Here is a 26,073-nt window from a genome sequence, read left to right as displayed (position 1 = left end):
TATCCCCTCAAGCCAGCGCAGCTTCGATCGCGGCTTCGATTTCCGCGATGGTGAAGGGCTGGCCGCTGGTCTTGTTGAGCGGCTTTGCGTCGACGAGGTACTGGTCGCGCAGCACCGTCTTGAGCTGACCGGTGTTCATCTCGGGAACGATGATCTTGTCGTACCCGCGCAGCAGGTCACCAAGATTTTCGGGCAGCGGCCAGATGTGGCGGATATGGATGTGCGACACATCCAGCCCGTTCTTGCGTGCGCGGCGAACAGCCTGATGGATCGGCCCGAAGGTGCTGCCCCAACCGACCAGCGCCAGCTTGCCGGTGTTTTCGCCGAGCGTCACCTCTTGTGCCGGGATCGAACGGGCAATGCCATCGACCTTGGCCTTGCGCGCGTCGGTCATCGACTGGTGGCTGGCGGGGCTGTAGTCGATGTTGCCGGTGCCGGGGTTCTTCTCGATGCCGCCGATACGGTGCATCAGGCCCGGCGTGCCCGGCTTGATCCAGGGCCGCGCACCCTTTTCGTCGCGGGCAAACGGCAGCAATTCGCCGTTGGGCCCGTTACGCTCCTCAAGGAACGTGACCGGGAACGGGGTGTAGCTGGCCGGATCGGGCACCTTCCACGGCTCGGCCGCGTTGGCGATATAGCCATCGGTCAGCAGGATCACCGGGGTCATGTACTGTACCGCGATGCGGCACGCCTCGATCGCGCAGTCGAACGCATCCGACGGGCTGCGCGCGGCGATCACCGGGATTGGCGCGTCGCCATTGCGGCCATAGACCGCCTGATACAAATCGCTCTGCTCGGTCTTGGTCGGAAGGCCGGTGGAAGGCCCACCGCGCTGCGAATTAACGATGACCAGCGGCAGTTCGGTCATCACCGCAAGGCCCATCGCCTCACCCTTCAGGGCGATACCCGGACCCGACGACGAGGTGACACCCAGATGACCGGCATAGCTGGCGCCGATGGCCGACGCGATCGCCGCGATCTCATCCTCTGCCTGGAAGGTGGTCACGCCAAACTCCTTGAGCTTGGCCAGATTGTGCAGGATCGAGCTGGCTGGCGTGATCGGATAGCCGCCGAAGAACATCGGCAGGCTCGCCAGTTGGGCACCAGCGACCAGCCCGTAGCTGATGCTTTCGGCGCCCGTCACCGTGCGATAAAGACCCGGAGCGCTTTCGACCGGCGCGATGTGATACTGCTTGAGCGGCCCGGACAGTTCGGCGGTTTCGCCATAGGCGTGCCCGGCGTTGAGCGCGGCAATATTGGCCTCGGCCAGCAGCGGCGCCTTCTTGAACTTGCCGTTGAGCCAGTCGATCAGCGGCTGGCGGTCACGGTCAAACATCCACAGCGCCAGACCCAGCGTCCACATGTTCTTGCAGCGCAGGGCTTCCTTGTTGCCAAGGCCGAACGGCTTGACCGCTTCGAGCGTCAGAGCGCTGATGTCGAAAGCCAGCAACTGCCACTTCTCAAGGCTGCCATCCTCAAGCGGGTTGACCTCGTACTTGGCCTTTTCGAGGTTGCGCTTGTTGAACTCGCCGGTGTCGGCAATGATCAACCCGCCGGTCTTGAGCGCGGTGACGTTGGTCTTGAGCGCGGCCGGGTTCATCGCCACCAGCACGTCGGGCTGGTCACCCGCCGTCTCGATCTCGGTCGAGCCGAAGTTGATCTGGAACGCCGAAACCCCGAACAGCGTGCCTTGCGGCGCGCGGATTTCCGCCGGAAAATCGGGGAAAGTCGACAGGTCGTTGCCCGCAAGCGCGGTCGAGAGCGTGAACTGCCCCCCCGTCAACTGCATGCCATCACCGGAATCGCCAGCAAAGCGCACCACCACCGCTTCGGGCGTTGGCGAGTCCTTGCCGCCGGTCAGTGCGTCGGGTCCGTCTACAAGTGCAGTGGCCATCGTCATCCTCAATCAACGCCATGCGCCGCCATGGTTGCAGCGCGACTAGGACCGCGCGCAAGGCAGAGCAAAGAAGAAAATCTCTTTCCCGGGAAAAACTCCTGCAGGCGATTTCCTCCGAAGGAAACCCCTGATCGTGATCATGCCCATGAGTCCTTGACACCGCTCAAGTTTCAAATCCAGACTTAAAAACGTCCGGTACGGCGCACCCAGCGCCGACCTGCGCCGGGTGCGACACGCAAACGCAACCAGAACAAGGCAAACAGAGGATACCAAAATGGCCGAAACCGACACCGCAGCCGCCCCTTCGTCGACCGGGACGTCGCACTTTGTCCGCCCGGACGTGCGCGGATTCCTTGATTTCCTCAACGCCACGGCCGGTCCGACGATGAGCCAGATCGGGGCCGTCGCGGCGCGCGAGGCCTATCTGGCGATGGGGGCGGTCGGTGAAGCCGAACCCCGCGCGCTGGCGGTGATCCGCGACCTGAGCTTTGCCGGCCCGGCTGGAAACATTGCCGTTCGCCTCTACGATCCGCGCGAAAGCCGCGAGGCAGGCCCCGCCGTGGTGTTCTTCCATGGCGGTGGCTTCGTCATTGGCGATCTTGATTCGCACCATTCGCTGTGCACCGAAATCGCCGCCGAACTCGATTTGCCGGTGATCGCGGTCGACTATCGCCTTGCCCCCGAGCACCCCTTCCCGGCGGCGCCGATCGATTGCATTGCCGCCGCACGCTGGGTTGCGACAAGCCCGGCCGAACTCGGGCGCACGGTGACCGGACTGATCCCGATGGGCGATTCGGCAGGCGGCAACCTGACGATCGTGGTCACCCAGGCGCTAACCGACGAACCGGCCGCGGTGCCCGTCGTGCTGCAAGTGCCGATCTATCCCTTGAGCGACGACCGCGGCGATCATGCCTCGTTCCAGTCGTTCGCCGATGGTTTTCTGCTTACCGCAGAGACGATGAACTGGTTCGCCGAAGCTTATGCCGCTGTTCCGGGTGACAAGTTGGCATATCCGATCTACAACGATCACGCGGCGACCCCGCCGACCGTCCTTGTGACGGCCAGCCTTGACCCGATCCGGGACAGCGGCCGCCTCTATGGAGAGGCACTGATCCGCGCCGGAGCCGAACTCGTGTTTCTTGAGCGCAAGGGCACGATCCACGGCTTCAGCCAGTTGCGCAAGGCCCTGCCGAGCGCGAACGACGACATGCAGGCGATCTTCGCTGCCGTGAAATTGCTATTGGAACGAACGCGATGACGAATGACCAGCCCGGCGAATTGCCCGAAAACGGGGCCCTCGATCTTGCCGGGCTGCCTTATCGTCCCTGCGTCGGCGTGATGCTCGTGAATGCGGCTGGCCGCGTTTTCGTGGGCAAGCGTATCGACAACAAGGAAGGCGATGCCTGGCAAATGCCGCAGGGCGGTATCGACGAAGGCGAAGACCTTCATGCCGCCGCCCTGCGCGAGCTGTACGAAGAAACCGGCGTTCCGGCCGAACTGGTCAGCTTGATCGCGCAGACGCCCGAGGAACTGCTCTATGACTTGCCGCCCGAACTGCTCGGCAAGCTGTGGAAAGGCCGTTATCGCGGCCAGCGCCAGTTCTGGTTGCTGCTGCGCTTTGCCGGGGCCGATACCGACATCAACCTGAACGCGCACGATCCTGCCGAATTCCTCGACTGGAAGTGGGTCGATCCCGAGCAGTTGCCTGACCTGATCGTCCCGTTCAAGCGCCGGGTCTACCGTCAGGTGCTCGACGAATTCCGCCCGCTGATCTGAAGATCGGCGGGCAATCGTTCCGGCTCAGTTGCTTTCGACCACCGGCTGCGGCTTGATCGTGTCGGCTGAGACGACGCGTGGCGCAGGCCCCCGTGCGATCGTTGCCGCAAGCTGGTCTGTTTCGGGGCAAGCCCTGCCGCACAGGCCCTGAAGCCGGGCAAGATTTCCGCGCGCCTTGTCGATCGCGCCTTTCTCGACCATCGCCGCGCCCTCGCCCGAGATCGCGCCGATATTGTTGGGATCGCGCTCAAGCGCCTCGCGGTAATAGTGGATCGCCTTGCCCTGCAGACCGGCCCGGCGCGCGGCGTCTCCCAGCGCAAGGTAGGTGCCGATGTAGCCCGGATCGACCGCAAGTGCCGCCTCGAAGCTATCGGTCGCGCGATTGACGTCACCCTGCGCCAACGCGGCGCGGCCATCATAGATCAGCGCCTGCGCGCGCGGGTCCACCGGATCGCCCACCCTGGCCGACCCCATGCTGCCGGTCACGGCCAGAACAAGCGACAACGCGGCGGCAACGGGCGTATAACGCATCAGCAACTCCTTGAGCCGGGGTCGGGACGGGGGATGGTGACCGGCGGCCATGGTGTCGCGGTTTACCATGCACGGGTTAATTTTGAGAAGTAAAACCCATCCGTCGCATCATGAAAGGGCGTGAGCCGCAAGCCCGGCCCAATCGCGCGCCCGGCCCCGACCGAGATCGGCTCGGCCCGCCACCCGGCTTGGTCTGCAAGGAACTGTTCGACCACCACCGGGCCTTCATCGACCAGCAGCGAGCAGACGATATAGAGCAAGCGCCCGCCAGGCCGAACCAGCCCCGCGCCAAGCCGCAACACGTGCGCCTGCGCCGTGGCATAGCGCGCAACTTCGGCCGGGGTCAGCCGCCAGCGTGCTTCGGGATTTCGCCGCCAGGTGCCCGTCCCCGAACAGGGCGCGTCGACCAGCACGGCGTCGGCCACACCCACCCAGTCGGCCAACATTTCGGCCTCGCGCCCGGGATTGAGCAGGCGCGTTTCGGCCAGAGCCCCGGCGCGCGCCGCGCGGTCGGGCAAGCGTTGCAGCCGCGCCCGGTCGATGTCGCAGGCCAGCAGTCGCCCCGAATTGGCCATCGCGGCTGCAAGCGCCAGCGTCTTGCCCCCCGCCCCGGCGCACAGATCGACCACCGTTTCGCCGGGCTGCACCTCAAGCGCAGCGCAAGCAAGCTGGCTGCCGGTATCCTGAACCTCGAACAGCCCTTCCTCGAACGCGCTCCAGCTTTCGGCCTGCGTGCCGGTAGGCAGGCGCAATGCATCGGGCGCGGCAGTCGGTTCGGACGGCACCGGGAGCAATACAGCCAGCGCTTCACGCGACGTCTTCAGCCGATTTGCGCGGATATCGAGCGGTGCACGGCCAAGCAACGCGGCCTGCTCATCAGCGCCAAGCCCCGTTGCCGCAAGCCCCTGCTCCAGCCAGCGCGGAGCCACGCCCGCAGTCGCGACCGGCTCGCCCGGCGTTAACGCTACCGGCCCATAGTTCGAACCATCGAACAGCGCGAGCAGCGCCGCGTCCTCATGCGCAAGCGCAAGCATCGCCGCCCGGCCACTCGACGGTATTTCGCCGCAATGGCGGATCGCTTGCCATGCCAGATCGCGGATGGCGCGCCGGTCTTTCGAGCCGACGAAGCGGCGCTGGCGGAACCAGTCAGCCGCGATGCGGTCGGCAGAGGCACCTTGCCCGCGCGCCGCCGCAATCACCGCATCAAGGATATCGATCGCCGCCTGAACACGTGCTGCGGGCGTCACGACGCCGCTCCTTCGGTCCGGATCGGCTCAGCGGGTCGGATAGTTCGGCGCCTCACGCGTGATGGTCACGTCGTGCACGTGGCTTTCCTTCAGGCCCGCATTGGTGATCCGAACGAAGCGTGCATTTTTGCGCAGCTCCTCGATCGTGCGGCTGCCGGTATAGCCCATGGCCGCCTTGATGCCGCCGACCAACTGGTGAACCACATCCTTGGCCGGGCCCTTATACGGCACTTGCCCCTCGATGCCCTCGGGAACCAGCTTCATCTGGTCCTTGATGTCCTGCTGGAAATAGCGGTCGGCGCTGCCGCGCGCCATCGCGCCGACCGAACCCATACCGCGATAGGCCTTGTACGCGCGACCCTGATACAGGAACGTCTCGCCCGGCGCTTCCTCGGTGCCAGCCAGCAGCGATCCGATCATGATCGAGCTTGCCCCGGCTGCCAGCGCCTTGGCCGCATCGCCCGAAGTGCGCAGGCCACCATCGGCGATCACCGGCACGTTGTTCTTCTCGGCCTCGGCCGCGCATTCCAGCACCGCCGTCAATTGCGGCACACCGACGCCTGCCACGATGCGCGTGGTGCAGATCGAGCCCGGCCCGATGCCGACCTTGATCCCGTCGGCACCCGCGTCGATCAACGCACGGGTGGCTTCGGCGGTGGCAACATTGCCCGCGATGACCTGCACCGTGTTCGACAGCTTCTTCACCGCCTCCACCGCGCGGGCGACATCACGGTTGTGACCGTGCGCCGTGTCGATGATGATCACGTCGCATTCGGCATCGACCAGCGCGGCCGTGCGATCCAGACCCTTGGCCCCGACGGTGGTGGCCGCCGCCACGCGCAGCCGCCCGGCCGCATCCTTGGTGGCATTGGGATAAGTGACCGCCTTTTCGATGTCCTTGACCGTGATCAGGCCAACACAGTGATAGGCATCGTCAACCACCAACAGCTTCTCGATGCGGCGGGCATGAAGCACGCGGCGTGCATCGATGTGGTTGGTGCCAAGCTTCACCGTCGCCAGGTTCTCGTGCGTCATCAGCTCGCGCACCGGCTGCAGCGGATTGTCAGCGAAGCGCACGTCGCGGTTGGTGAGGATGCCGACAAGCCGCCCGTTGGCCTCGACCACAGGAATGCCGCTGATGCGGTGGCTGCGCATCAGCGCCTGCGCCTCGCCCAACGTGGCATCGGGCGCGATCGTGATCGGGTTGACGACCATTCCGCTCTCAAAACGCTTGACCGCGCGCACCGCGGCGCACTGTTCCTCGACCGACAGATTGCGATGAAGCACGCCGATGCCGCCCACTTGCGCCATGACAATCGCCATGTCGGCTTCTGTCACGGTGTCCATCGCCGATGACAACACCGGAATGTTGAGCGAGATCGTGCTGGTCAGCCGGGTGCGCGTGTCAGCCTCGCTCGGCACCAGATCCGATGCGCCGGGCCGAAGCAGCACGTCGTCGAAGGTAAGACCGAGGGGGATTTCCATGCTGACTGCCACTTCCTGTCCGGGGAGAATCGTGGCGGCCCATGTAATCAAGCGGGGCCGTTTGCGCTAGGGGGTACCTGAGGCCGTCTGTTTACCCTCGTCGATCGGCAGCGGTGGACCGATATAGCGCTTGAGATCGGCCAGATAGCGCACCAGCTCGACCTGCACCTGCACATCCTCGGCCATGCCGCCATATTCGACCTTGTCGGCCACATCGGCGGTTCGGTGATACCGATCATCCATGAAGCGTTCGAGACGTTCAGGGTCGGAATAGGCGCTGCTGACCATGACGGCGGGAACATCGTGCTGGATGAAGACCCAGCCATCCTGCCGACGGACATAGGCATTGGCCGCGTCACCCGGCACGATCTTGCGCTTCATCGCCTTGAGCACCCGCGCGATATGCTCGTCCAGATTGGTCATGCCCTTGCCGATCACACTGACCGGAAGGCCGGCCGGCACGATGCCGGTGCTGTCGACATTGAGCACGGCGACGATCCGATCGAGCGGAACCGGCGGATTTTCAGCAAAGGCCTGCGCGCCAAGCAACCCCAGTTCCTCGCCGGTGCTGGCCAGAAAATAGACGTCGCGGTCAAGCTGCCGCCCCAGCGCCAGCGTACGCGCCACCTCGGTGATCACGGCCAGTCCGCTGGCGTTGTCGACCGCACCGTTGCAGATCAGATGCTCTGCAGGCGGTGAGGCGCATTTGCCGAAATGATCCCAGTGCGCAACCAGCAGGACCGCGCCGGTCTCGGGCTTGCGTCCCTCGATCCGGCCGATCAGGTTGTGCGTGTTGATCCGGGTTTCGCGGCTGGTCGCCTCAAGCGTGCCGGAAATGCCGAGCAACCGCGGAGAGAAATCGCGCGCCTCACCCGCACGGCGCAGATCGGCCAGTGACCCCGCACCGCCCGATGCCAGCAAAGCCTCGGCCGCGTGGACGGTCAGGAACGCCTCGATGTCCCCGCCTAGCCGTTGGTTGGCGAGCGCATAACCTGCGCGGCTGCGCCGGGCGATCACGCCATCCAGCCCGATATCGCCGTCCAGCACGGTGATCACCGCCGAAGCCCCGGCATCAAGCAGGCGCCCGGCCCGGTCGCCCGCGGCCTTGTCGATCCTTATATCGGACTGGCTGTCGAGCACGACCGCGATGCGGCCTGCCAATTCTGTGCGCGCAATCGCGATGTTCGTACTTTTGCCCACGTACACCAGCGGGGCGTTTTCGATCAGGCTGCGCAAGCCCGAGGTGACCACGAACGTTTCTGCATCGGCTAGCGCGAGCCGCTTGCGCGCATGAAAGAACTGCGCACGCGATCCCAGGGGCACCCGCTCGACCAGCACGACCGGGGCGAACCAGGCGTTACCCGGATCGTTGGTGCCCGACTGCAGCCCGATGTCGAACCACTGGCGGGCAAGGTAGCGCAAGGTACGGGTTTCGCCGTCTGTGCCCGGTTCGCGACCGAGGTATTCGTCGCTGGCAAGCGTCTCGACATGCTGGCGCAATGCACTCTCGAGCGTGCCCTCGCGACGCTGGACCGATGTGGGGGAGCGCAACGCCGCGTCGGCTGATACGGGGACGGTGCTGGCACCCAGGGCAAGCCAAAACGCAAGGCAGATGCCGATTGCCCGGCGAACGCCAAGCGCGAGGGCCAAAGCCCCTCCACCCGGTCGCTGGCCGCCACGACTCATCGAATACTCCACACGCTCTATCGCACCGTCTCGTGGTGACAAATGGACCCCATTCGCGCAAGTTTCCTTGTTGATTTGTTGCCAAGACAGCGTGAAACCGTGGTCCAAATCACGCAAAATCCCGTCCAATCGTGCACTTTGGCGCCGCCAACCCGATCGCCAATGCTTGTCGCGGCGGCACCAACGCCTAAGTGAGTGGTTCGCCAGTCCAGGAGTGAGCGACCATGCGGCTCGACGATTATGACGATTCGATACAAGTTGAAGATCAGCGCGGCGGCGGCGGTGGCGGCTTTTCGTTCGGCGGTGGCGGCGGTGGCGGGCTGCCTTTCATGCTGCTGGGGCTCATCGGCAGCCGCTTTGGTATCGGCGGCGTGGTGGTGGTCGTCATCGCCACGCTGTTGTTCGGCGGGCTTCAGCGCGGGCCTGTCGGCTCGACCAACCCGGCGCTGGAGCGCTCGGCCACGATGCCCGGCAGCGCCAGAACCGGCGGCGGCACAAGCACTCTGGCGCAAAGCTGCAATGTCAACGCGTTCAGCCACGAAAGCTGCAATGCGCTGTCCTCGCTCAACAAGACATGGAAGCCACTGCTCGCTGCGAGCGATGTAGCGTTCCGCGCGCCGCATCTGGTGTTCTACAGCCAGCAGGGCACATCCGGCTGCGGAGCGGCGCAAAGCGCGATGGGGCCGTTCTATTGCCCAAGCGACGCAGGTATCTACATCGACACCGACTTCTACACAGAAATGGACAAGCAGATGGATGCGGGCGGCGATTTCGCCCGCGCCTATGTGATGGCGCACGAATATGGCCACCACATCCAGAGCCTGACCGGCATCTCGGAGCAAGTGCATGCCGCGCAACAGCGCAACCCATCGGCCGCCAACCCGCTGTCGGTCCGGCTTGAATTGCAGGCGGATTGCTATGCCGGGGTCTGGGCCGCGCGCAACCGTGACCGTATCGAACCGGGCGATGTCGAGGAAGGAATGAAGGCCGCGCACCAGATCGGCGATGACACACTGATGAAGCAGGCGGGACGCAATCCGGTCGAAGCCGCTTTTACCCACGGCAGCTCCGCCCAACGCATGACCTGGCTACGCAAGGGGCTGGAAACCGGCGACCCGGCGCAGTGCAACACCTTTGCTACCGCTCAACTCTGAGCGGTGCTGGCGAAATGCAGGCTTATGAGTTGAAGTATTGCATCCCTGATGGAACTTGCACACCATTGCGCAATTGATGGAGCAACAGGAGAATCCGCATGCGTTCGCTTTTGCTCGTCCCCGCGCTTTGCGCTTTGACCCTTTCGGCCGACGGTGTCGCCCAGACCGTCATTGCGCCCAAGAACGTGACCGCTGGCGAAGTCGTTACTCAGCCACTGGCCGTCATCAACGTGAAGAAGCACGACATTCCGCAAGTTCTGGTGTCGGCGCAGGCCAATCCCTACAGCGGCTCCGGTCTGCGCTCTTGCCCCACGATTGCCGCAAAAGTACGCGAACTTGATGCCGCGCTGGGCGACGACTTCGATGTCGCCAGCGAAAAGTCTCTGGCCGAAAAGCGTGGTAATACCGTAGGTTCGCTCGCAAAGTCGGTGACCGGCTCGCTCATTCCGTTCGGTGGGATCATCCGCGAGGTGAGCGGAGCCAACGCCAGCGAGCGACAGTGGCAAGTGGCGCTGTATGCCGGATCGGTCCGTCGCGCCTTCCTGAAGGGCATCGGCCAGCAACGCGGCTGCGCCTATCCGGCGCGCACCGCCACCGCGCGCGATGTCGCGGCAGTCGAACGGACCCGCGCCGCTACCAGGCACAACAAGTCTGCCAGCAAAGACTGACCCACCCAACCGTTGCGGCGCCAGCGCCAAAAGAAACGGGCCGGAGCAGCGCTGCTCCGGCCCGTCTTTTTGATGACAACCCGCTTTCGCAGATCAGTACACGCGGGCCTTGGGCTTGATGTACTGCACGTCGTCGGTGAGCGTGTATTCGTGGACCGGGCGGTAGTCGAGCTTGACCGCGCCGCCCTTACCGCCCCAGCCATCGAACCAGCCGACGGTGTGCTTCATCCAGTTGGCATCGTCGCGGCTCGGATAATCCTCGTGCGCGTGGGCGCCACGGCTTTCCTTGCGGTTGAATGCCGAATGCATCGTGACGGCAGCCTGGCTGATCAGGTTGTCGAGTTCGAGCGTCTCGATCAGATCCGAGTTCCAGATCAGCGAGCGGTCGGACACGTTGATGTCCTGCATCTTCTCGTAAGTTGCCGACAGCTTGACCTTGCCTTCGGCCATCAGTTCGTCGGTGCGGAACACCGCTGCGTGACCCGACATCGTGCGCTGCATTTCGGTGCGGACGACGGCCGTGGGCGAGCCGCCCTTGGCATGGCGGAAGTGATCGAGGCGGCCGAGCGCAAGGTCGGCGCTGTCCTTGGGCAGCGAGGCATGCGCGGTGCCCGGCTTGATCAGTTCCTTCAGACGCAGGCCGGTTGCGCGGCCGAACACGACAAGGTCGATCAGCGAATTCGAGCCGAGGCGGTTGGCGCCATGGACCGAAACACAGGCCGCTTCACCGACCGCGAACAGGCCGGGGATGATCGTTTCCGGATTGCCGTCCGCACCGATCGTCACGACTTCGCCGTGATAGTTGGTGGGAATGCCGCCCATGTTGTAGTGCACGGTCGGCACCACCGGCAGCGGCTGACGCGTCAGATCGACACCGGCAAAAATCTTGCCGCTTTCGGTGATGCCCGGCAGACGCTCGCCCAACACCTTGGCGTCGATGTGGTCGAGGTGCAGATAGATGTGGTCCTTATGCGGACCGACACCGCGACCTTCGCGGATTTCCAGCGCCATCGAGCGCGACACGACATCGCGGCTCGCCAGATCCTTGGCCGACGGGGCATAGCGTTCCATGAACCGCTCGCCCTCGGAGTTGGTGAGATACCCGCCCTCGCCGCGCGCACCTTCGGTGATCAGCACGCCCGCGCCATAGATGCCGGTCGGGTGGAACTGGACGAATTCCATGTCCTGCAGCGGCAGTCCGGCGCGCAGCACCATCCCGCCGCCGTCGCCGGTGCAGGTGTGTGCCGACGTGGCGGTGAAGTAGCTGCGACCATAGCCACCGGTCGCCAGCACGACGGCGTGGCTGCGGAAGCGGTGGATCGAGCCATCGTCCATGCACAGCGCGATCACGCCACGGCACACCGGAATGCCATCGGAGCCGTTCTCCATGATCAGGTCGATGGCGAAGTATTCGATGAAGAAGTCGGCATCGTACTTCAGCGATTGCTGATACAGTGCATGCAGCATCGCGTGACCGGTGCGGTCGGCAGCGGCGCAAGTCCGCTGCACCGGCGGACCTTCGCCCATGTTCTGCATGTGACCGCCGAACGGCCGCTGATAGATCGTGCCATCGGCGTTGCGGCTGAACGGCACGCCTGCATGTTCGAGCTCATAGACCGCGGCCGGAGCTTCGCGGACCATGTATTCGATCGCGTCCTGATCGCCCAGCCAGTCCGACCCCTTGACGGTGTCGTACATGTGCCAGGTCCAGTGATCGGGCGTGTTGTTCTGCAGTGACGCCGCGATGCCGCCTTGCGCGGCCACGGTGTGGCTGCGTGTCGGGAACACCTTGGTGATGCAGGCGGTGCGCAGGCCGGCCTGGGCCGAGCCCATCGTCGCGCGCAGGCCCGAGCCGCCCGCACCCACGACAACCGTGTCGTACGTGTGGTCGATGATCTTGTAAGCAGGTGAAGCAGTCATGGCTCAGGCGCCCCCGAGAGCGATGCGGATAACCGAGACGATGCCAAAGGCAGCGGCGGCGAACGGCACGATGTTGATGAACAGCCAGACCGCGACCTTGCCACCTTCGTCGTGGATATAGTCTTCAAGCATGACCTGAATGCCAAGCCGGGCGTGATAGATGGTGTTGATCAGGATCAGCACCAGCGCGGTCGATGCCACGGGCTTGGCCGCCCACGAATGGACGGTCGCGAAGGTGTGGTCGGGCAGCAGCGCCAGACTGACCAGCAGCCAAGGAATGAGCACCAGATTGCCCACCGCCGTCAGGCGCGAAAGCAGCCAGTGATGCGTGCCCTGATGGCTTGAGCCCAGCCCGCGCACGCGGCCAATTGAGGTACCGTTACCCATGAAACCCTCGATCCAGAAGGAGGCCGAACCGCTGCTTAGCGCAGCAGCACGAAGGCCCAGAAGAATGCCGTGGCGGCGACGGAAAACAGCAGCGTGAAGCTTGACCAGCGGGCGTTGGTGTCCAGTTCGTAACCAGCGCCGATGTCGAGCACGAGGTGCCGCACGCCGGTGGCCAGATGCTGGAAGAATGCCCATGTCAGGCCGACCAGAACGATCTTGCCCAGCAGCGCGGTCAACACTTGCAGGCCACCGCCAGTGCCAAGCCAGACCCAGTCGAGGAACGACTGATAGCTGGCAGGGCCACCTGCCAGCGCACCGATCCACCACAACAGCAAACCGATGCCCGCAAACGCCAGCCCGTTGCCGGTAACACGGTGCAGGATGGACACCAGCATCGCCGGGCCCCAGCGCCAGATCTGCAGGTGTGGCGAAAGTGGGCGATTGCCGGGCGCCTGCGCCATGAGAAAATCCCTTGGTTAATGTTGGTGTTCGCAACCGCAACGGGTCGGATCGCGATTCGTATTAGTCGAAATGCGGCCTTGTGCAACCACCGCCAGAGGGCAAATCGCACAGACGAATGCATAGGTATGTGCGACGAACCGCTCCGACGTCTCTTGTCGGGCCGTCCTTGGCTGTTAGAGCGGCATCATGAGCATACCTACCGTCCTTGTCACCGGCGCAACGCGCGGCATCGGCGCCGCGATCGCGGCAGCCCTGTCCACTCGCGGTGCCCGCGTCATCCGTCACGGCAGCAAGAGCGTCGACGGAGCGCTTGGCGCGGACCTTGCCGATCCGGGCGCGCCGCAGCAGTTGTGGCACGATGCGCTGGAACTTGCCGGTGGCCCGATCGACATCCTGATCAACAACGCCGGGCGGTTCGAGGCCAACCCGATCGAAGGTTCCGACATCGGCTGGCTCGATAACTGGGAAGACACGCTGCGCATCAATCTGACCGCCGCCGCCCAGCTTTCGCGCTTTGCGATCCGCCACTGGCAGCGTCAGGCCATCCCCGGCCGGATCATCCACGTCGCAAGCCGCGCGGCCTATCGCGGGGATTCACCCGCCCACTGGCATTACGCCGCCGCCAAGGCCGGCATGATCGGCCTGCACAAGACGATCGCCCGCGCTTACGCAGCCGAGCATATCCTCAGCTTTGCGATCACGCCGGGCTTTACCGATACCGCCATGGCCGATGATTATCTCGCCTCGCGCGGGGGGCCCGCGTTGTTGGCCGACATTCCGCTCGGCCGGGTCGCCACCCCGCTCGAGATTGCCGCCATCGCGGTGTTCTGCGCGCTTGATGCGCCGCCCAGCATGACCGGCGCGGTGATCGACGCCAACGGGGCAAGCTATGTTCGGTAAGGCGGCGCTTGCCGTTGCCGGGGTCATGTTCGCGCAGACTTTCGCGCAAGCCCCGCTCGCCGCGGCACCTGCGTCCCCACCTCCGGCCGACACCGCTGGCGCGAAGGCGCTGATGGCAGCTTGCGCGGGCAAGGAGGACTTTTCCGATCCGGCACCGCCGGTGCGCATCTTCGGCAACGTCTGGTATGTCGGCACCTGCACCGTCAGCGCGATCCTGCTAACATCGCGCCAAGGGCATGTGCTGATCGACGCCACGACGCAGCAGGCCGCGCCTGCCATTCTTGCCAATATCCGCGCCGCCGGGTTCCGGCCCAAGGACGTGCGCTGGATCGTCACCAGCCATGAACACTTCGACCATGTCGGCGGTCTGGCCGCGTTGAAGGCGGCAACCGGCGCCAGGGTCGCTTCCTTGCGCGCGGCCGTACCCGCATTGGAGAGCGGCAAGGTGAGTTCCGCCGACCCGCAGGCGCAGGAGATCGGCGGCTTTGCTCCGGTCAAAGTCGCGCGGGTATTGCGTTCGGGCGATGCTGTCATGGCAGGCCCTTTGCGGCTGACGGCTCTGGCCACCCCGGGCCATACCGAAGGATCGACCAGCTGGCGCTGGACCAGTTGCGAACAGGCCGATTGCCGCCATTTCACTTATGTCGACAGCCTCTCGGCGCTGCCATTGGGAACTTATCGGTTCGCCGATCATCCCGACAGAGTGGCCTTGTTCCGCAGCACGATCAGAACGGTGCGCAAGCTGGACTGCGGTATCCTGGTGACCCCGCACCCTTCCGCCAGTGACCTGTTCGAGCGGATGGCCGGACAAGAACCCTTGCAAGACAAAGGCGCTTGCCGCGCGCTGGCCGATGCGGCCGAACAGCGGCTGGAAAAGGCCCTGAAGCCATGAGTTGGAAAATCACCGTCCTAGCCCCGCGTGACGTCGTGCAGGCGGCCCTGATCGCGCATGAGGACGTGTTCGACTGGGATGGCGATATCGTCATCGCAGGCAGCGAGATCGCCGAGGACCGGCCCGATGACTGGCAGTTGGAGGCATGGTTCGACCGCAAGCCGACCGCTGCCGACCGGGCCGCAATCGCCGCATTGTTCGTCGATGGCATGCCCAAACCGGTGGTCGAGAAGTTGCCCGAAACCGATTGGGTCACACTCAGTCAGGCTGGGGTGGAACCGATCCGCGAGGGGCCGTTCCATGTCCATACGCCTGATTACGCGCCGCTCGAGGAACCCGGTGTCCGCGATTTCGTGATCCCCGCCAGTTTGGCCTTCGGCACCGGCCAGCATGCGACGACCGCCGGTTGTCTGGCCATGCTTGCCCACATGAAGGCGCAGGGCGTGATCGTGCGCAGTCTGGCCGATATCGGCACAGGAACCGGGCTGCTGGCCTTTGCCGGACTGTACCTGTGGCCGCACGCTCGGGCGCTGGCGAGCGATATCGATGCAGTCTGCGGCCCAGTCATGGCGCTGAACGCCGATACCAACCACGTCCCGCTAGGCGATGGACCGGGCAAGCTGGCGATGGTCATCGCAGCGGGCACCGACCACCCGCTGATCCGGGCCAGCGCGCCGTTCGATCTGCTGATCGCCAACATCCTTGCAGGGCCGCTGGTCGAACTGGCGCCGGACTTTGCCGACAGTGTTGTGCCCGGCGGCAGTGTGTTGCTGTCCGGACTGCTGACCACGCAGGAGCCCGCCGTGCGCGCCGCCTATGCGCGCGCCGGTCTGAGGCTGGCGGCACGGTTGACCCGTGGCGACTGGTCGGTGCTGTGGCTGCGCCGCCGCAGCCACGGCCGCATCCGGGCAAGCGCTGTGGGCAAGCTGCCCGAATGGTCGCGCCGCTGGTAACACTTGCCGAAAGCCCTCGCCCGCCCTACCCCTTAATCAAACGATTAAGGCTTGGGAGCGGCGGCGATGGCATATCCGGATGACTATCGGACGATCACGATCGAACGGCGCGGAGCAGCCGACTGGTTGACGCTCAATCGGCCCGATTCGCTCAATGCCATCACCGCCACCATGGTCGGCGAACTGGCGGACTATTTCGGACGGCTGGTTCATGATCGGACCACGCGGGTCGTGGTGATGCGCGGGGCCGGGCGGGCATTCTGCGCCGGCCTCGACATCCGCGACCGCAGCGAGAGCGGCCATGATAGCGTCCCGTTTGCCGGTGGTTATGGCTTTCAGGGCTATCTCGCCGACGTTTATGTTCGGATGCGTCGCTGCCCGCAGCCGATCGTGTCGCTGATCCAAGGGGCGGCTTGCGGCGGTGGCTTCAGCTTCGTGCTCGCCTCCGACATCCGCATCGCTGGCGAAAGCGCGAGGATGAACGCCGCCTACATCAAGCTGGGGCTGACCGCGTGCGACATGGGCTGCAGCTACTTCCTGCCGCGCCTCGTCGGCACATCGGTGGCGAGCGAACTGATGCTGACCGGCCGCTTCATCCATGCCCAGCGCGCGCTGGCGACGGGCCTTGTCTCAGAAGTTGTGCCTGACGCCGATCTCGAAGCTGCGGGCGAGCGGCTGGTCGAGGAACTGCTGGCCGCCTCGCCGATGGGGCTGCGCATGACCAAGGAGGGCATCAATCTTGCCATCGACGCGCCAAGCCTTGAAGCGGCGATGGCGATCGAGAACCGCAACCAGTTGATGACCGCCGCCAGCCCGGACTTTCAGGAAGGGATGCAGGCGTTTCTCGAAAAGCGGCGTCCCAATTACGCGGGCGGCTGAGCGGCGCCCAGCACGTCGCACAGCAACGTCAGCGCGGCGTGCGCAAACGCCTCCATGTTACCGAGCCGATCCTCGCTGCCGGTCTGCACGGTGATTGACGCGCGCTGCGCTTGAGGCCCGACAATGGCGATTGCGCTGGTACCCGAAGCGACACCCAGCGGGTGCTTGCCCGGCCCGGCAGCGCCGGTTTCGGCAATGCCCCAATCGGCGTCATAGCGCGCGCGGATCAGTTCGGCCTGCGCCAGTGCATAGGCTTCGGTGGCCGAGGTAAGGCCGCGCAACGAGCCCGGCTCATGCCCCAGCACGATCCGCCGCCCTTTGAGCGAATAGATCACTCCGCCGCCCTTGTAGTATGCCGAGGCTCCGGCGCGCGCGAGCAGGCCTGCTGAAATCAGCCCGCCGGTTGCGCCATCGACTACCGCAATGCTTTCCCCGCGCGCAGCAAGCAGGTCGCCCGCCGCAATCCCCGGCGCGGTCAGTTCAGCAAGGTCCATCAGCGTGATCCAGCCATGGCCAGACCGAACGCCACGAAGGCTCCGCCGGTCAGGCGGTTGAACAGCTTGCGCGGCGCGGGACGCTCAAGGAACTGCGCGATCGAACGACCGCCGACCGCATAGACGAAGTACCACGAGATCTCGATCACCGCGAACGTCGCCACCATCACCGCGAACTGCGCTCCCTTGGGAGCGGAGGCGTCGATGAACTGGGGCAGGAACGCCGCGGCAAACAGCAAAGCCTTGGGATTGCTGATGCCGACCGCAAAAGCCTTGGCGAACACGCGCCACGGCGACAGCGCCGCGCTGACCTCGCCGCTGCCGATGTCGATCGGTGCATCCTTGGCCGTCCATGCGTTGTAGCCCAGCCAGATCAGGTAGGCTGCGCCCGCCAGCCGCAGCACGGTGAACGCCCCCGGAATGGCCAGCAGCAGCGCGGTCAACCCCAGCGCCGATGCGCTCAGCAGGCTCAACACCGCGACAAAGCACCCGGCCATTGCCGCGAACGAGCGGACCAGCCCCAGTTCGATGCTGCGCGCCATCACGTGGAGCATGTTCGGCCCCGGCGTTGCCGAAACGAAGAATACAGTGACGGCATAGAGCCACCAGGTGTGAAGTGCCATCGTATCAGCCCCTTTCCTCAAGCCCTGCCATTATCCTGCGGTGCGGACGATTTCGGCCCATGCCGCTTCGTCGATCACTTCGATACCGAGTGTTGCCGCCTGCTTGAGCTTCGATCCCGCGCCCGGCCCCGCCACGACCAGATCGGTCTTGGCCGAAACCGAGCCTGCCGCGCGCGCGCCCAAGGCCTCGGCTTGTGCCTTGGCCTCGTCACGGCTCATCGTTTCCAGCTTGCCGGTGAACACCACGATCTTGCCCGCGACCACACTGGCCCTCGTTTCGACCACGTAGGGCGGCGGCGACACTTGCGCCAGCAGGTCGTCCCACACCGCCACGTTGTGCGGTTCGTGGAAGAAGTCGCCCAACGCTTCGACCACTGCCGGGCCGACGCCATCGATACCGCTGATCTCGGCCAGCGCTTCAGCCTCGCCGCGATGCGCGCCCTCTGCCGCGATGCGCAACGCAGGCAGCGTGGCAAAGCGCTTCATCAGATCGCGCGCGGTCACGGCGCCGACATGGCGGACACCCAGCCCGAACAGCAACCGCGCAGCGTCGGGCGCGCGTTTCGCCTCGATCGCTGTCAACAGGTTGTCCACAGACTTGTCCTTCCAGCCCTCACGCGTCAGCAGTTCGGCACGGTGCATTTTCAGGCGGAAGATATCGGCCGGACTTTCCAGCCAGCCGAGCCCAAAGAACTCGATGATCGTCTTTTCGCCCAGCCCCTCGATGTCGAGCGCGCCACGGCTGACGAAGTGCTTGAGCCGCTCCACGCGTTGCGCCGGACAGACCAGACCGCCGGTGCAACGCACATCTACCTCACCCTCCTCGGCCACCGCCTCGCTGCCGCATTCGGGGCAGTGATCAGGGAAGGCATAGGCCTCGCGTTGGTCATCGCGCGTCAGGTTGTCGACCACTTGCGGGATCACGTCTCCTGCGCGTTGCAGCACCACACGGTCGCCCACGCGAACACCCAGCCGCCCGATCTCGTCGCGGTTGTGCAGGGTCACGTTGGTGACCGTCACCCCGCCGACCAGCACCGGTCGTAGCCGCCCGACCGGGGTCAGCTTGCCAGTGCGGCCCACCTGAATGTCGATGGCTTCAAGCACGGTCTCGGCGCGCTCGGCCGGAAACTTGTGCGCCATGCCCCAGCGCGGCGCCTTGGCGACGAAGCCAAGCCGCTCCTGCCAGTCGAGCCGGTCGACCTTGTAGACCACGCCGTCGATGTCATATGGCAAGTCCGGCCGCGCCGTGCCGATCGCGCGATAATGCGCGATCATCGCCTCGGCAGAGGCGCAACGCGTCAGCAAGGGCGAAACCGGTACGCCCCACGCCTTGATTTGCTGCATCATCGCGTATTGGCTTTCGGCCGGGACCGCGCTGGCCGCCCCCCAGCCATGGGCCAGAAAGCGCAAGGGGCGGCTGGCGGTCACGCTCGCGTCCTTTTGCCGCAATGATCCCGCAGCGGCATTGCGCGGGTTGGCGAACAGCTTGTCGCCCTTTTCGGCTTGGGCGGCGTTGAGCGCGGCAAAGTCGGCCTTGGCCATGTAGACTTCGCCGCGGATCTCGAAAACCTCGGGCACGTCTCCGGTCAGTTGCTGCGGAATGTCGGCAATATAGGCGACGTTCGGCGTCACGTCCTCACCCACCTGCCCATCACCGCGTGTGGCCGCGCGCACCAGCCGCCCATGCTCATAACGCAGCGAACACGACAGCCCGTCGATCTTATCCTCGGCGGTCATCACCACCTCAGCCTCGGGCGGCAGGGCCAGAAAACGGCGGACGCGGGCGACGAATTCCTCAACCTCCTCATCCGAAAAGGCGTTGTCGAGGCTCATCATCCGCACTTCATGCGTAACTTTGGCCAAGGGTGAGGCGGCCACTTCATGACCGACCTTGCCGGATGGGCTGTCAGGCCGGATCAGGTGCGGAAACGCGGCCTCAAGCTCGGCATTGCGGCGAACCAGCGCGTCGTACTCGGCGTCGGCGATCTCGGGCGCGTCATCGACGTGATAGAGCTTGTTCGCACGGTTGATCGCGCGCGCCAGCCGCATCAGTTCGTTTGCGGCTTCGGCTTCGCCCAGACCTTCCACGCTCACGCTCACGCCTTTCCCAGAATTGTCGCCACCATCGCCGCGCGCGGCCGAAAGCCGAGCTGTTCGTATAGCTTTATCGCCGCGACGTTGCCCGCATAGCTGTGTAGAAAGGATATGTCACCGCGCGCGCGATGCCCAGCCATCACGCGGCGGATCAGCCGCGCCGCCATGCCCTGCCCGCGATGTTCGGGCCAGGTGCACACACCGCTCACTTCTGCCAGCCCCGGCGCGGGACGCATCCGCTCTCCCGCCATCGCCGCCAGCCTGCCGTCGATGCGGATACCGTAGAACTGGCCATACCGCCACGTTGACGGACCCCACGGGCCAGGTTGCGTGGCCAGAGCCAGCGCAGTCATCTCGGGCACGTCGCCTTCACCAAGAGCAACGATCGCGGGGTCGACCGGCGCGGGCGGCAACGGACCATCGGCGATCATCTGCAACAGGGGAGCGCTGCGGATAAGTCGGGTGCCGGGTGGAGGCGCGACCTGCGTGGTTTCGACCAGCCAGACTTCGTCGTCGTCATGGGTGAGAAATGCCGCCAGATCGGCTTCATGCCCCACGGCGGCTGCCGCGAAGGGGCCATAGGCCGGGTCTGTCCGCACCGCCTCCCCCTGTCGCAATCCCAGACCGGACTGTGCCAGACAGGACTGGCGACCATGAAGCGCATGCCAAACCGGCCGATCGAGCGGGTTCGCCACGCTCAAGCCTGTTCCAGCAGTCGATCCGCCTGTGCGCGCGCTTCGGGCGTGATTTCAGCGCCCGAAAGCATCCGGGCGATCTCCTCCTGCCGCCCGCAAGCATCGAGACGGTGGACCGAAGTGCGCGTGACCGTGCCCCCATCCTCATCGGCACTCGCCTTGGCGATCAGGTAATGCGTGTTGCCCCGTGCAGCGACCTGAGGGCTGTGCGTGACCGCCAGCAATTGCCCGCCATCGTCCCGGCCCTGCCCGGCCAGCCGGGCAAGCCGTTCGCCAATGGCGCTGGCCACCGCGCCACCCACGCCCCGGTCGATCTCATCAAAGATCACGGTTGCCGCGCCACCTTGTTCGGCCAACGCGACCTTGAGAGCGAGAATGAAACGCGACAGTTCGCCCCCGCTGGCGATCTTGCCCAGCGGCGCGAACTCGGCGCCGGGATTGGTGGCGATGAGGAATTCGACCGCATCGACGCCGCCTGAACCCCACCGATCTTCGGGCAGACGGACGACGGCTGTGCGAAAGCGCGCGGAATCGAGTTTCAGCGGTACCAGTTCGGCGGCCACGGCCTTGTCCAGTCGCACCGCCGCCTCGGCCCGCGTCACCGAAAGCGCCTCAGCCTTGGCGCGATAATCGAGCCCGGCATCCTGCGCAGCGCGGTCAAGTTCGACGATATGTGCCTCGCCCCCCTCAATCGCGTCAAGCTGCGCGCGCATGGCCAGCATCCGCGCAGGCAGATCGTCGACCGCACAGGCATGCTTGCGCGCAGCAGCGCGCAGCTCGAACAGCCGCGTCTCGATCCGATCGAGCAACGCGGGATCATGCGCAAGCGCCTCGGCGGCGGCGCCGATCCGATCTTCGGCCTCCCCAGCCTCGATCACCGCACGATCGAGCGATTCAAGCGCCTGCGCCAGTAGCGGGTGTTCCCCGGCGATACGGTCAAGCCGTCGTGCCGCGCTGCGCAGGCTGGCGAGCGCCGAATCCGATCCGCTCCACAAGTGTTGCAGTTCGGCCAGATCGCCCGAGAGCCGCTCACCCTTCTGCATGGCGGCACGTTGCCCGGCAAGTTCGTCCTCTTCACCCACTTGCGGGCTCAGTTCGGTCAGTTGCGCAAGATGCGCCAGCAGCAAGTCCTGTTCATCCTTGGCCGACTGGACCTCGGTCCGGGCTGCTGCCAGCGCCGCTTCGGCTGCGCGCCAGCGGTGCCATGCCTCGGCCACATCCGCGCTGGCTGCCCCGGCATAGCGATCGAGCAAGGCGCGATGCCCGCGCGCGTTGACCAGCCCACGGTCATCGTGCTGGCCATGCAGTTCGACGAGACTGCGCGCCAGTTCGCGCAACAACGCCACGCCGACCGGCTGATCGTTGACGAACGCCTTGCTGCCACCGTCAGCGCGCAAGCGGCGCTTGATGATCAGTGCTTCACCCGGCTCGACATCGATTTCCGCTTCGGCCAGCGTGTTACGCAACGCAACGGGCAGTTCGGCAAACTCGAAAGTGGCCGTCACGCTTGCCTGATCGGTGCCGGCGCGGACCAGCCCCGCATCGGCGCGATCCCCAAGCACCAGTCCGAGCGAATCCAGCAGAATCGACTTGCCCGCCCCGGTTTCGCCGGTCAGCACGCCAAGGCCCTGCCCGAAAGCGAGGTCGAGCGCTTCGATCAGGACGATGTTGCGAATGGATAGGCCAGTCAGCATCGCCTGACACATAGCGCGCGCGCAAAACGAAGTCACCCTTTGTTCCGTGCTTTCCCGGCTGGATCGTCGCCAAATTGGTTTTGCGGATCACGCCGGAACAGGTCTGCGCCACATGACGCAATCATGACAGGGTGACATATGTCCGACTTGCAAATGTGACAAAGCATCAAGACATCAACCACCGTGCTGAGGGGCACATTGATGTCGCATCGTGCCATTGCCAAGGGGGCTCTGCCCTCCATCACCGAACTGGCCACTTCGATCCCCGCCTGGCTGGACTTGCCCGAACCGCGCGGGTTCCGTCCGAAGCGTAAGGTCCGCACGGTGTGGATCTCCGATATCCATCTTGGCACCCGCGGCTGCAACGCCACGATGCTGCTCGATTTCCTGTCCTCGATCGAGTGTGAGACGCTCTATCTGGTCGGCGATATCGTCGATGGCTGGCGGCTGTCGCGCGGCTGGTACTGGCCCGACGAGCACAACGAGGTCGTTCGCCGCATCCTCAAGATGGCGCATCGTGGCACCCGCGTCGTCCTGATCGCGGGCAATCATGATGAAATGCTGCGCCCTTATGCGGGGATGAGCTTTGGCGGCGTCGAACTGGCACTCGACACGATCCACGTCACCGCCGATGGCCGCCGTCTGCTGGTGACGCATGGCGACGGCTTCGACGGCATCGTGCTTTATGCGCGCTGGCTCGCCTTCCTTGGCGACAAGGCCTACGAGGTGCTGCTCAAGCTCAATCGCTGGTTCAACATCGTCCGGCGCCATTTCAAGCTGCCCTACTGGTCGCTGTCGGCTTACCTGAAGAAGCGGGTGAAGAACGCGGTTCAGTTCATCTGCGACTTCGAAGAAGCGGTCGCCCACGCGGCGCGCGACATGGGCGTGGACGGCGTGGTGTGCGGACACATCCACTATGCCGAGATTCGCAAGATCGGCGACATCACCTATTATAACGACGGTGATTGGGTCGAAAGCTGCACTGCGCTGGTCGAAGATCATGTCGGCGAGATGAGCATAATCGACTGGGCAGCCGAGAGCGCGCGTCAGCAGACCGTTGACGGCGTGGTCGTTGCAGAAACCATTGCTCCGGCCGACGAGCCGGCAACCGACCAACAGCCCAGCCGCGAAAGGCAGGATGCATGAGGATTGCCATCTGCACCGACGCCTGGCACCCGCAAGTAAATGGCGTCGTGCGCACGCTGGCGACCACGGTCGATCGACTTCGCGCGCGCGGCATCACGGTCGAACTGATCACTCCGGCCCAATTCCTGACCGTTGGCTTGCCCGGCTACAGCGAAATCCGGCTGGCCATGGCGCCCCGTTTCGGCACGCGCCGCCGGTTGCGCGCTTTCCGCCCGGATATCGTCCATATTTCCACAGAAGGCCCGATCGGCTGGAGCGCGCGCGCATGGTGCCGCGCCAACGACGTGCCATTCACCAGCGCATTCCACACCCGGTTTCCCGATTATGCGGCGGTGCGGACGGGCCTTTCCCCTGCACGATTCTGGCCGATCATGCGACGCTTCCATGCCGCCAGCGAGACGGTGCTTGTCGCGACGCCGACATTGCAGGCCGAACTGGCCGGGCACGGCATCACGCATACCAGCATCTGGTCGCGCGGGATCGACGCCGCGCTGTTCCGCCCCAATCATGAACCCCTGCCCGAACTGGCCGATCTGCCAAGGCCGATACAGCTCAACGTCGGCAGGGTTGCGGTCGAGAAGAACTTGCGCGCCTTCCTCGATGCCGAGACACCGGGAAGCAAGGTCGTGGTTGGCGGTGGTCCCGATCTCGCCAGCTTGCGCGCGGCCTATCCGCAAGTCACGTTCCTTGGGCCGCTGGCAGGCGAGAAACTCGCGCGGGCCTATTGCTCGGCCGACGTGTTCGTGTTCCCGAGCAAGACCGACACCTTTGGTCTGGTGATGATCGAAGCGATGGCTTGCGGCTTGCCTGTCGCCGCCTACCCGGTAGCCGGTCCGCTCGATATCGTCGGCGCCGCCGGCTATGGTCCAAATGGCGATCTGCCGATGCGGGTCGGCGTGCTGCACGAGGATCTTTCCATCGCCATCGCAGGAGCCTTGCGCTGCGACCGCCTCGGCGCTGCGGTGCATGGCGCCAGCTACACCTGGGACAACGCAACCGACCAATTCCTTGGCGCGGTCATGGCTGCAGCGCAACGCGAACGGCGCAAAGCCGCCTGAATTTCCTGCCGTCAGAATCATCACCAACAAGAAAGGCCGCGTCCCATGTCGGACGCGGCCTTTTTTCTGGTCGGATGACAATGGGGCAGGCGTTCACCCCGCGACGGTGATTCCCGGCGCCTTGTCGTTGATCAGCTTGTACGCGCGCTGATACCATTCGTTGCCCGGATAGTTGTTGCCGAGCACCGCCGCCGATTTCTGCGCCTCTTCGGGCAGGCCGAGCGCCAGATAGGTTTCGACCAACCGGTAAAGCGCCTCAGGCGTATGGCTGGTGGCCTGATACTTGTCGATCACCACGCGGAAGCGCAGCGCCCCGGCGAGCCACTTGCCGCTGCGTTCATAGAAGCGACCGATCTCCATCTCCTTGCCGGCAAGGTGATCGTTGACGAGATCGAGCTTCAGCCGCGCATCGGTCGCGTATTGCGTGTTGGGATAGCGGCGGATCACCTCGGTCAGCGATTGCAGCGCCTGCTGGGTGATTTTCTGGTCGCGGGTTACGTCGCTGATCTGCTCATAATAGCACAAGCCGATCAGATAGTAGGCGTAAGGCGCATCCTTGTTGCCCGGGTGAATCGACAGGAAGCGCTGCGCCGCCTGCACCGACTTCACGTAATCGCGCGCGACGTAATAGCTGAACGCGCTCATCAACTGGGCGCGGCGAGCCCACGGCGAATAGGGATGCTGGCGCTCGACCTCGTCGAACAGGGCTGCGGCCTGCTTGGCATCGCCCCGGTCAAGCCGATCCTTGGCGGCTGCATAAAGCGTGTCGACGTCGCGCGCGACATAGGCGACGTCCTTCTTGGCCTTCGGACCACCGCCACAACCGGCGGTCAGGCCGATGGCGACGATTGCTGCGGCAAGGACGGGAAGGCGCAAGGGGCTGCGGCCGAGGGCTTGAAGCGTCATGGGCCCGCTATAACCAGCACCCCGCTGAACGCCAAGTGAAGTTCGCGTAAACCTTAGGAACAAACGCGGAGTTCGGATAACGGGTCAGGGAACCCCGACGAAGGGCGGTTCCAGCGTGATCGCGTCGGCCAGCGAGACCCGGTCGAGCATAGCGGCCATTTCATCGCGCAGTTGCAGCATCAGCCCGCGCAGGCGGCATTCGGCCTCGGGCAGACAGTTCGCGCAGGTTTCGTGCGCATTGCGACTGGCGCAGGGCACCAGCGCAAGACTGCCGCGCGTCAGGCGGATGATGTCACCGTAACGGATGTCAACGGGCGGGAGAGCAAGCTCGTAGCCCCCGTCACGGCCGCGTTGCGAGATCACGATCCCCTCTCGCGCCATCTCGGACAAGATGACGGTCAGAAACTTGCGCGGAATGTTCTGCGCGGTGGCAATCGTGTCCAACCGCACTGGCCCCTGACCGTAAGTATCGGCAAGGTGTTGCAGAGCGCGGATGGAGTAACGCGTTTTCTGCGATAGCATGGTC

The 26,073-nt window shown here is 64.9% G+C and carries 25 protein-coding genes; 10 read left to right on the top strand and 15 right to left on the bottom strand.

Translation table 11 applies throughout. The features are described from left to right. Window positions 1–7: 7 nt before the first annotated feature. Complete coding sequence (locus LDN95_RS06395; RefSeq protein ID WP_226016812.1) at window positions 8–1,894, bottom strand: 2-oxoacid:acceptor oxidoreductase subunit alpha; 1,887 nt, start codon at window positions 1,892–1,894, stop codon at window positions 8–10. A 277-nt stretch (window positions 1,895–2,171) separates the two neighbouring features. On the opposite strand from LDN95_RS06395, the gene LDN95_RS06390 reads away from it, so the two are divergent. Together LDN95_RS06390 and LDN95_RS06385 are read left to right on the top strand one after the other, a co-directional pair. Beyond that, window positions 2,172–3,155: an alpha/beta hydrolase gene (locus tag LDN95_RS06390; protein WP_226016811.1), complete on the top strand. Its 984-nt coding sequence runs from the start codon at window positions 2,172–2,174 to the stop codon at window positions 3,153–3,155. After that, window positions 3,152–3,673, top strand: coding sequence for an RNA pyrophosphohydrolase (locus tag LDN95_RS06385; RefSeq protein WP_226016810.1), 522 nt, complete (start codon window positions 3,152–3,154; stop codon window positions 3,671–3,673). Before LDN95_RS06390 ends, LDN95_RS06385 begins: the two co-directional genes overlap by 4 nt. A 24-nt stretch (window positions 3,674–3,697) precedes the next feature. On the opposite strand, the gene LDN95_RS06380 is transcribed toward LDN95_RS06385, so the two are convergent. The 4 genes from LDN95_RS06380 to LDN95_RS06365 form a co-directional block, all read right to left on the bottom strand. Continuing rightward, entirely contained in the window at window positions 3,698–4,204 is a 507-nt protein-coding gene (locus LDN95_RS06380; protein ID WP_226016809.1) for a lipopolysaccharide assembly protein LapB, read from the bottom strand. A 62-nt stretch (window positions 4,205–4,266) separates the two neighbouring features. Then, window positions 4,267–5,451, bottom strand: coding sequence for an RsmB/NOP family class I SAM-dependent RNA methyltransferase (locus tag LDN95_RS06375; protein ID WP_226016808.1), 1,185 nt, complete (start codon window positions 5,449–5,451; stop codon window positions 4,267–4,269). Between the two features lie 27 nt (window positions 5,452–5,478). After that, entirely contained in the window at window positions 5,479–6,936 is a 1,458-nt protein-coding gene (gene guaB / locus LDN95_RS06370) for an IMP dehydrogenase (RefSeq protein WP_226016807.1), read from the bottom strand. Window positions 6,937–7,002: 66 nt separating this feature from the next. After that, window positions 7,003–8,622 (bottom strand): M28 family metallopeptidase, encoded by a 1,620-nt coding sequence (locus tag LDN95_RS06365; protein ID WP_226016806.1) that lies wholly within the window; start codon window positions 8,620–8,622, stop codon window positions 7,003–7,005. A gap of 224 nt (window positions 8,623–8,846) precedes the next feature. Between LDN95_RS06365 and LDN95_RS06360 the strand changes: the two genes are divergently transcribed. Both LDN95_RS06360 and LDN95_RS06355 read left to right on the top strand, forming a co-directional pair. Then, window positions 8,847–9,776, top strand: coding sequence for a neutral zinc metallopeptidase (locus LDN95_RS06360; protein WP_226016805.1), 930 nt, complete (start codon window positions 8,847–8,849; stop codon window positions 9,774–9,776). A 98-nt stretch (window positions 9,777–9,874) separates the two neighbouring features. Further along, window positions 9,875–10,444, top strand: coding sequence for a hypothetical protein (locus LDN95_RS06355; protein WP_226016804.1), 570 nt, complete (start codon window positions 9,875–9,877; stop codon window positions 10,442–10,444). Between the two features lie 93 nt (window positions 10,445–10,537). Here LDN95_RS06355 and sdhA read toward each other — a convergent pair whose 3' ends face one another. The 3 genes from sdhA to sdhC are packed head-to-tail and all read right to left on the bottom strand — an operon-like array spanning window position 10,538 to window position 13,212. Then, the gene (gene sdhA, locus LDN95_RS06350) at window positions 10,538–12,364 is read right to left on the bottom strand and encodes a succinate dehydrogenase flavoprotein subunit (RefSeq protein WP_226016803.1); all 1,827 of its coding nucleotides are present in this window, start codon (window positions 12,362–12,364) and stop codon (window positions 10,538–10,540) included. A 3-nt stretch (window positions 12,365–12,367) separates the two neighbouring features. Further along, window positions 12,368–12,751, bottom strand: coding sequence for a succinate dehydrogenase, hydrophobic membrane anchor protein (gene sdhD, locus LDN95_RS06345; protein ID WP_226016802.1), 384 nt, complete (start codon window positions 12,749–12,751; stop codon window positions 12,368–12,370). 35 nt (window positions 12,752–12,786) lie between these two features. Further along, entirely contained in the window at window positions 12,787–13,212 is a 426-nt protein-coding gene (gene sdhC / locus LDN95_RS06340; protein WP_226016801.1) for a succinate dehydrogenase, cytochrome b556 subunit, read from the bottom strand. A 193-nt stretch (window positions 13,213–13,405) separates the two neighbouring features. Here sdhC and LDN95_RS06335 point away from each other — a divergent pair, with 193 nt between their 5' ends. The 4 genes from LDN95_RS06335 (at window position 13,406) to LDN95_RS06320 (ending at window position 16,837) form a co-directional block, all read left to right on the top strand. Next, window positions 13,406–14,113 (top strand): SDR family oxidoreductase, encoded by a 708-nt coding sequence (locus LDN95_RS06335; protein WP_226016924.1) that lies wholly within the window; start codon window positions 13,406–13,408, stop codon window positions 14,111–14,113. Continuing rightward, a complete protein-coding gene (bla, locus tag LDN95_RS06330; RefSeq protein WP_226016800.1) occupies window positions 14,103–15,005 on the top strand; it encodes a subclass B3 metallo-beta-lactamase in 903 nt (300 codons plus the stop codon). Before LDN95_RS06335 ends, bla begins: the two co-directional genes overlap by 11 nt. After that, complete coding sequence (locus LDN95_RS06325; protein ID WP_226016799.1) at window positions 15,002–15,958, top strand: 50S ribosomal protein L11 methyltransferase; 957 nt, start codon at window positions 15,002–15,004, stop codon at window positions 15,956–15,958. Before bla ends, LDN95_RS06325 begins: the two co-directional genes overlap by 4 nt. Window positions 15,959–16,024: 66 nt before the next feature. After that, window positions 16,025–16,837 carry an enoyl-CoA hydratase/isomerase family protein gene (locus LDN95_RS06320; RefSeq protein ID WP_226016798.1) on the top strand — a complete coding sequence of 271 codons (813 nt, stop codon included), beginning with the start codon at window positions 16,025–16,027 and terminating at the stop codon, window positions 16,835–16,837. Here the strand turns inward: LDN95_RS06320 and LDN95_RS06315 are convergent. Genes LDN95_RS06315 through recN form a run of 5 tightly spaced genes read right to left on the bottom strand, consistent with a single transcriptional unit; the run spans window position 16,822 to window position 22,437 of the window. Further along, the gene (locus tag LDN95_RS06315; RefSeq protein WP_226016797.1) at window positions 16,822–17,331 is read right to left on the bottom strand and encodes a CinA family protein; all 510 of its coding nucleotides are present in this window, start codon (window positions 17,329–17,331) and stop codon (window positions 16,822–16,824) included. The genes LDN95_RS06320 and LDN95_RS06315 overlap by 16 nt on opposite strands. Further along, window positions 17,331–17,954 (bottom strand): LysE family translocator, encoded by a 624-nt coding sequence (locus LDN95_RS06310; protein ID WP_226016796.1) that lies wholly within the window; start codon window positions 17,952–17,954, stop codon window positions 17,331–17,333. Before LDN95_RS06310 ends, LDN95_RS06315 begins: the two co-directional genes overlap by 1 nt. 30 nt (window positions 17,955–17,984) lie before the next feature. After that, window positions 17,985–20,048: an NAD-dependent DNA ligase LigA gene (gene ligA, locus LDN95_RS06305; protein WP_370631660.1), complete on the bottom strand. Its 2,064-nt coding sequence runs from the start codon at window positions 20,046–20,048 to the stop codon at window positions 17,985–17,987. Between the two features lie 2 nt (window positions 20,049–20,050). After that, a complete protein-coding gene (locus LDN95_RS06300; protein ID WP_370631661.1) occupies window positions 20,051–20,743 on the bottom strand; it encodes a GNAT family N-acetyltransferase in 693 nt (230 codons plus the stop codon). A 2-nt stretch (window positions 20,744–20,745) separates the two neighbouring features. Next, complete coding sequence (gene recN / locus LDN95_RS06295) at window positions 20,746–22,437, bottom strand: DNA repair protein RecN (RefSeq protein ID WP_226016794.1); 1,692 nt, start codon at window positions 22,435–22,437, stop codon at window positions 20,746–20,748. Between the two features lie 201 nt (window positions 22,438–22,638). Here recN and LDN95_RS06290 point away from each other — a divergent pair, with 201 nt between their 5' ends. Next, window positions 22,639–23,583 carry a UDP-2,3-diacylglucosamine diphosphatase gene (locus LDN95_RS06290; protein WP_226016793.1) on the top strand — a complete coding sequence of 315 codons (945 nt, stop codon included), beginning with the start codon at window positions 22,639–22,641 and terminating at the stop codon, window positions 23,581–23,583. After that, the gene (locus LDN95_RS06285; RefSeq protein ID WP_226016792.1) at window positions 23,580–24,641 is read left to right on the top strand and encodes a glycosyltransferase family 1 protein; all 1,062 of its coding nucleotides are present in this window, start codon (window positions 23,580–23,582) and stop codon (window positions 24,639–24,641) included. The genes LDN95_RS06290 and LDN95_RS06285 overlap by 4 nt, the downstream gene beginning before the upstream one ends. 93 nt (window positions 24,642–24,734) lie before the next feature. Here the strand turns inward: LDN95_RS06285 and LDN95_RS06280 are convergent, their stop codons facing one another. Further along, window positions 24,735–25,547: an outer membrane protein assembly factor BamD gene (locus tag LDN95_RS06280; protein WP_226016791.1), complete on the bottom strand. Its 813-nt coding sequence runs from the start codon at window positions 25,545–25,547 to the stop codon at window positions 24,735–24,737. Between the two features lie 84 nt (window positions 25,548–25,631). Then, complete coding sequence (locus tag LDN95_RS06275; protein ID WP_226016790.1) at window positions 25,632–26,069, bottom strand: Rrf2 family transcriptional regulator; 438 nt, start codon at window positions 26,067–26,069, stop codon at window positions 25,632–25,634. Window positions 26,070–26,073: the final 4 nt, after the last annotated feature.

Origin of the sequence: Novosphingobium sp. FKTRR1, assembly GCF_020404405.1 — a bacterium.
Lineage (GTDB): Bacteria > Pseudomonadota > Alphaproteobacteria > Sphingomonadales > Sphingomonadaceae > Novosphingobium.
This window is presented reverse-complemented; position numbering and strand designations above follow the sequence as displayed.

Bases quoted from the DNA above. Each gene is read 5' to 3' on its own strand.
- LDN95_RS06360 (WP_226016805.1), top strand. From the start codon at position 8,847: ATGCGGCTCGACGATTATGACGATTCGATACAAGTTGAAGATCAGCGC.
- LDN95_RS06355 (WP_226016804.1), top strand. From the start codon at position 9,875: ATGCGTTCGCTTTTGCTCGTCCCCGCGCTTTGCGCTTTGACCCTTTCG.
- LDN95_RS06280 (WP_226016791.1), bottom strand. From the start codon at position 25,547: ATGACGCTTCAAGCCCTCGGCCGCAGCCCCTTGCGCCTTCCCGTCCTT.
- LDN95_RS06275 (WP_226016790.1), bottom strand. From the start codon at position 26,069: ATGCTATCGCAGAAAACGCGTTACTCCATCCGCGCTCTGCAACACCTT.
- LDN95_RS06285 (WP_226016792.1), top strand. From the start codon at position 23,580: ATGAGGATTGCCATCTGCACCGACGCCTGGCACCCGCAAGTAAATGGC.
- LDN95_RS06390 (WP_226016811.1), top strand. From the start codon at position 2,172: ATGGCCGAAACCGACACCGCAGCCGCCCCTTCGTCGACCGGGACGTCG.
- LDN95_RS06315 (WP_226016797.1), bottom strand. From the start codon at position 17,331: ATGGACCTTGCTGAACTGACCGCGCCGGGGATTGCGGCGGGCGACCTG.
- LDN95_RS06365 (WP_226016806.1), bottom strand. From the start codon at position 8,622: ATGAGTCGTGGCGGCCAGCGACCGGGTGGAGGGGCTTTGGCCCTCGCG.
- LDN95_RS06320 (WP_226016798.1), top strand. From the start codon at position 16,025: ATGGCATATCCGGATGACTATCGGACGATCACGATCGAACGGCGCGGA.
- LDN95_RS06395 (WP_226016812.1), bottom strand. From the start codon at position 1,894: ATGGCCACTGCACTTGTAGACGGACCCGACGCACTGACCGGCGGCAAG.
- LDN95_RS06385 (WP_226016810.1), top strand. From the start codon at position 3,152: ATGACGAATGACCAGCCCGGCGAATTGCCCGAAAACGGGGCCCTCGAT.
- sdhA (WP_226016803.1), bottom strand. From the start codon at position 12,364: ATGACTGCTTCACCTGCTTACAAGATCATCGACCACACGTACGACACG.
- sdhD (WP_226016802.1), bottom strand. From the start codon at position 12,751: ATGGGTAACGGTACCTCAATTGGCCGCGTGCGCGGGCTGGGCTCAAGC.
- sdhC (WP_226016801.1), bottom strand. From the start codon at position 13,212: ATGGCGCAGGCGCCCGGCAATCGCCCACTTTCGCCACACCTGCAGATC.
- LDN95_RS06310 (WP_226016796.1), bottom strand. From the start codon at position 17,954: ATGGCACTTCACACCTGGTGGCTCTATGCCGTCACTGTATTCTTCGTT.
- guaB (WP_226016807.1), bottom strand. From the start codon at position 6,936: ATGGAAATCCCCCTCGGTCTTACCTTCGACGACGTGCTGCTTCGGCCC.
- LDN95_RS06290 (WP_226016793.1), top strand. From the start codon at position 22,639: ATGTCGCATCGTGCCATTGCCAAGGGGGCTCTGCCCTCCATCACCGAA.
- recN (WP_226016794.1), bottom strand. From the start codon at position 22,437: ATGCTGACTGGCCTATCCATTCGCAACATCGTCCTGATCGAAGCGCTC.
- LDN95_RS06380 (WP_226016809.1), bottom strand. From the start codon at position 4,204: ATGCGTTATACGCCCGTTGCCGCCGCGTTGTCGCTTGTTCTGGCCGTG.
- LDN95_RS06325 (WP_226016799.1), top strand. From the start codon at position 15,002: ATGAGTTGGAAAATCACCGTCCTAGCCCCGCGTGACGTCGTGCAGGCG.
- bla (WP_226016800.1), top strand. From the start codon at position 14,103: ATGTTCGGTAAGGCGGCGCTTGCCGTTGCCGGGGTCATGTTCGCGCAG.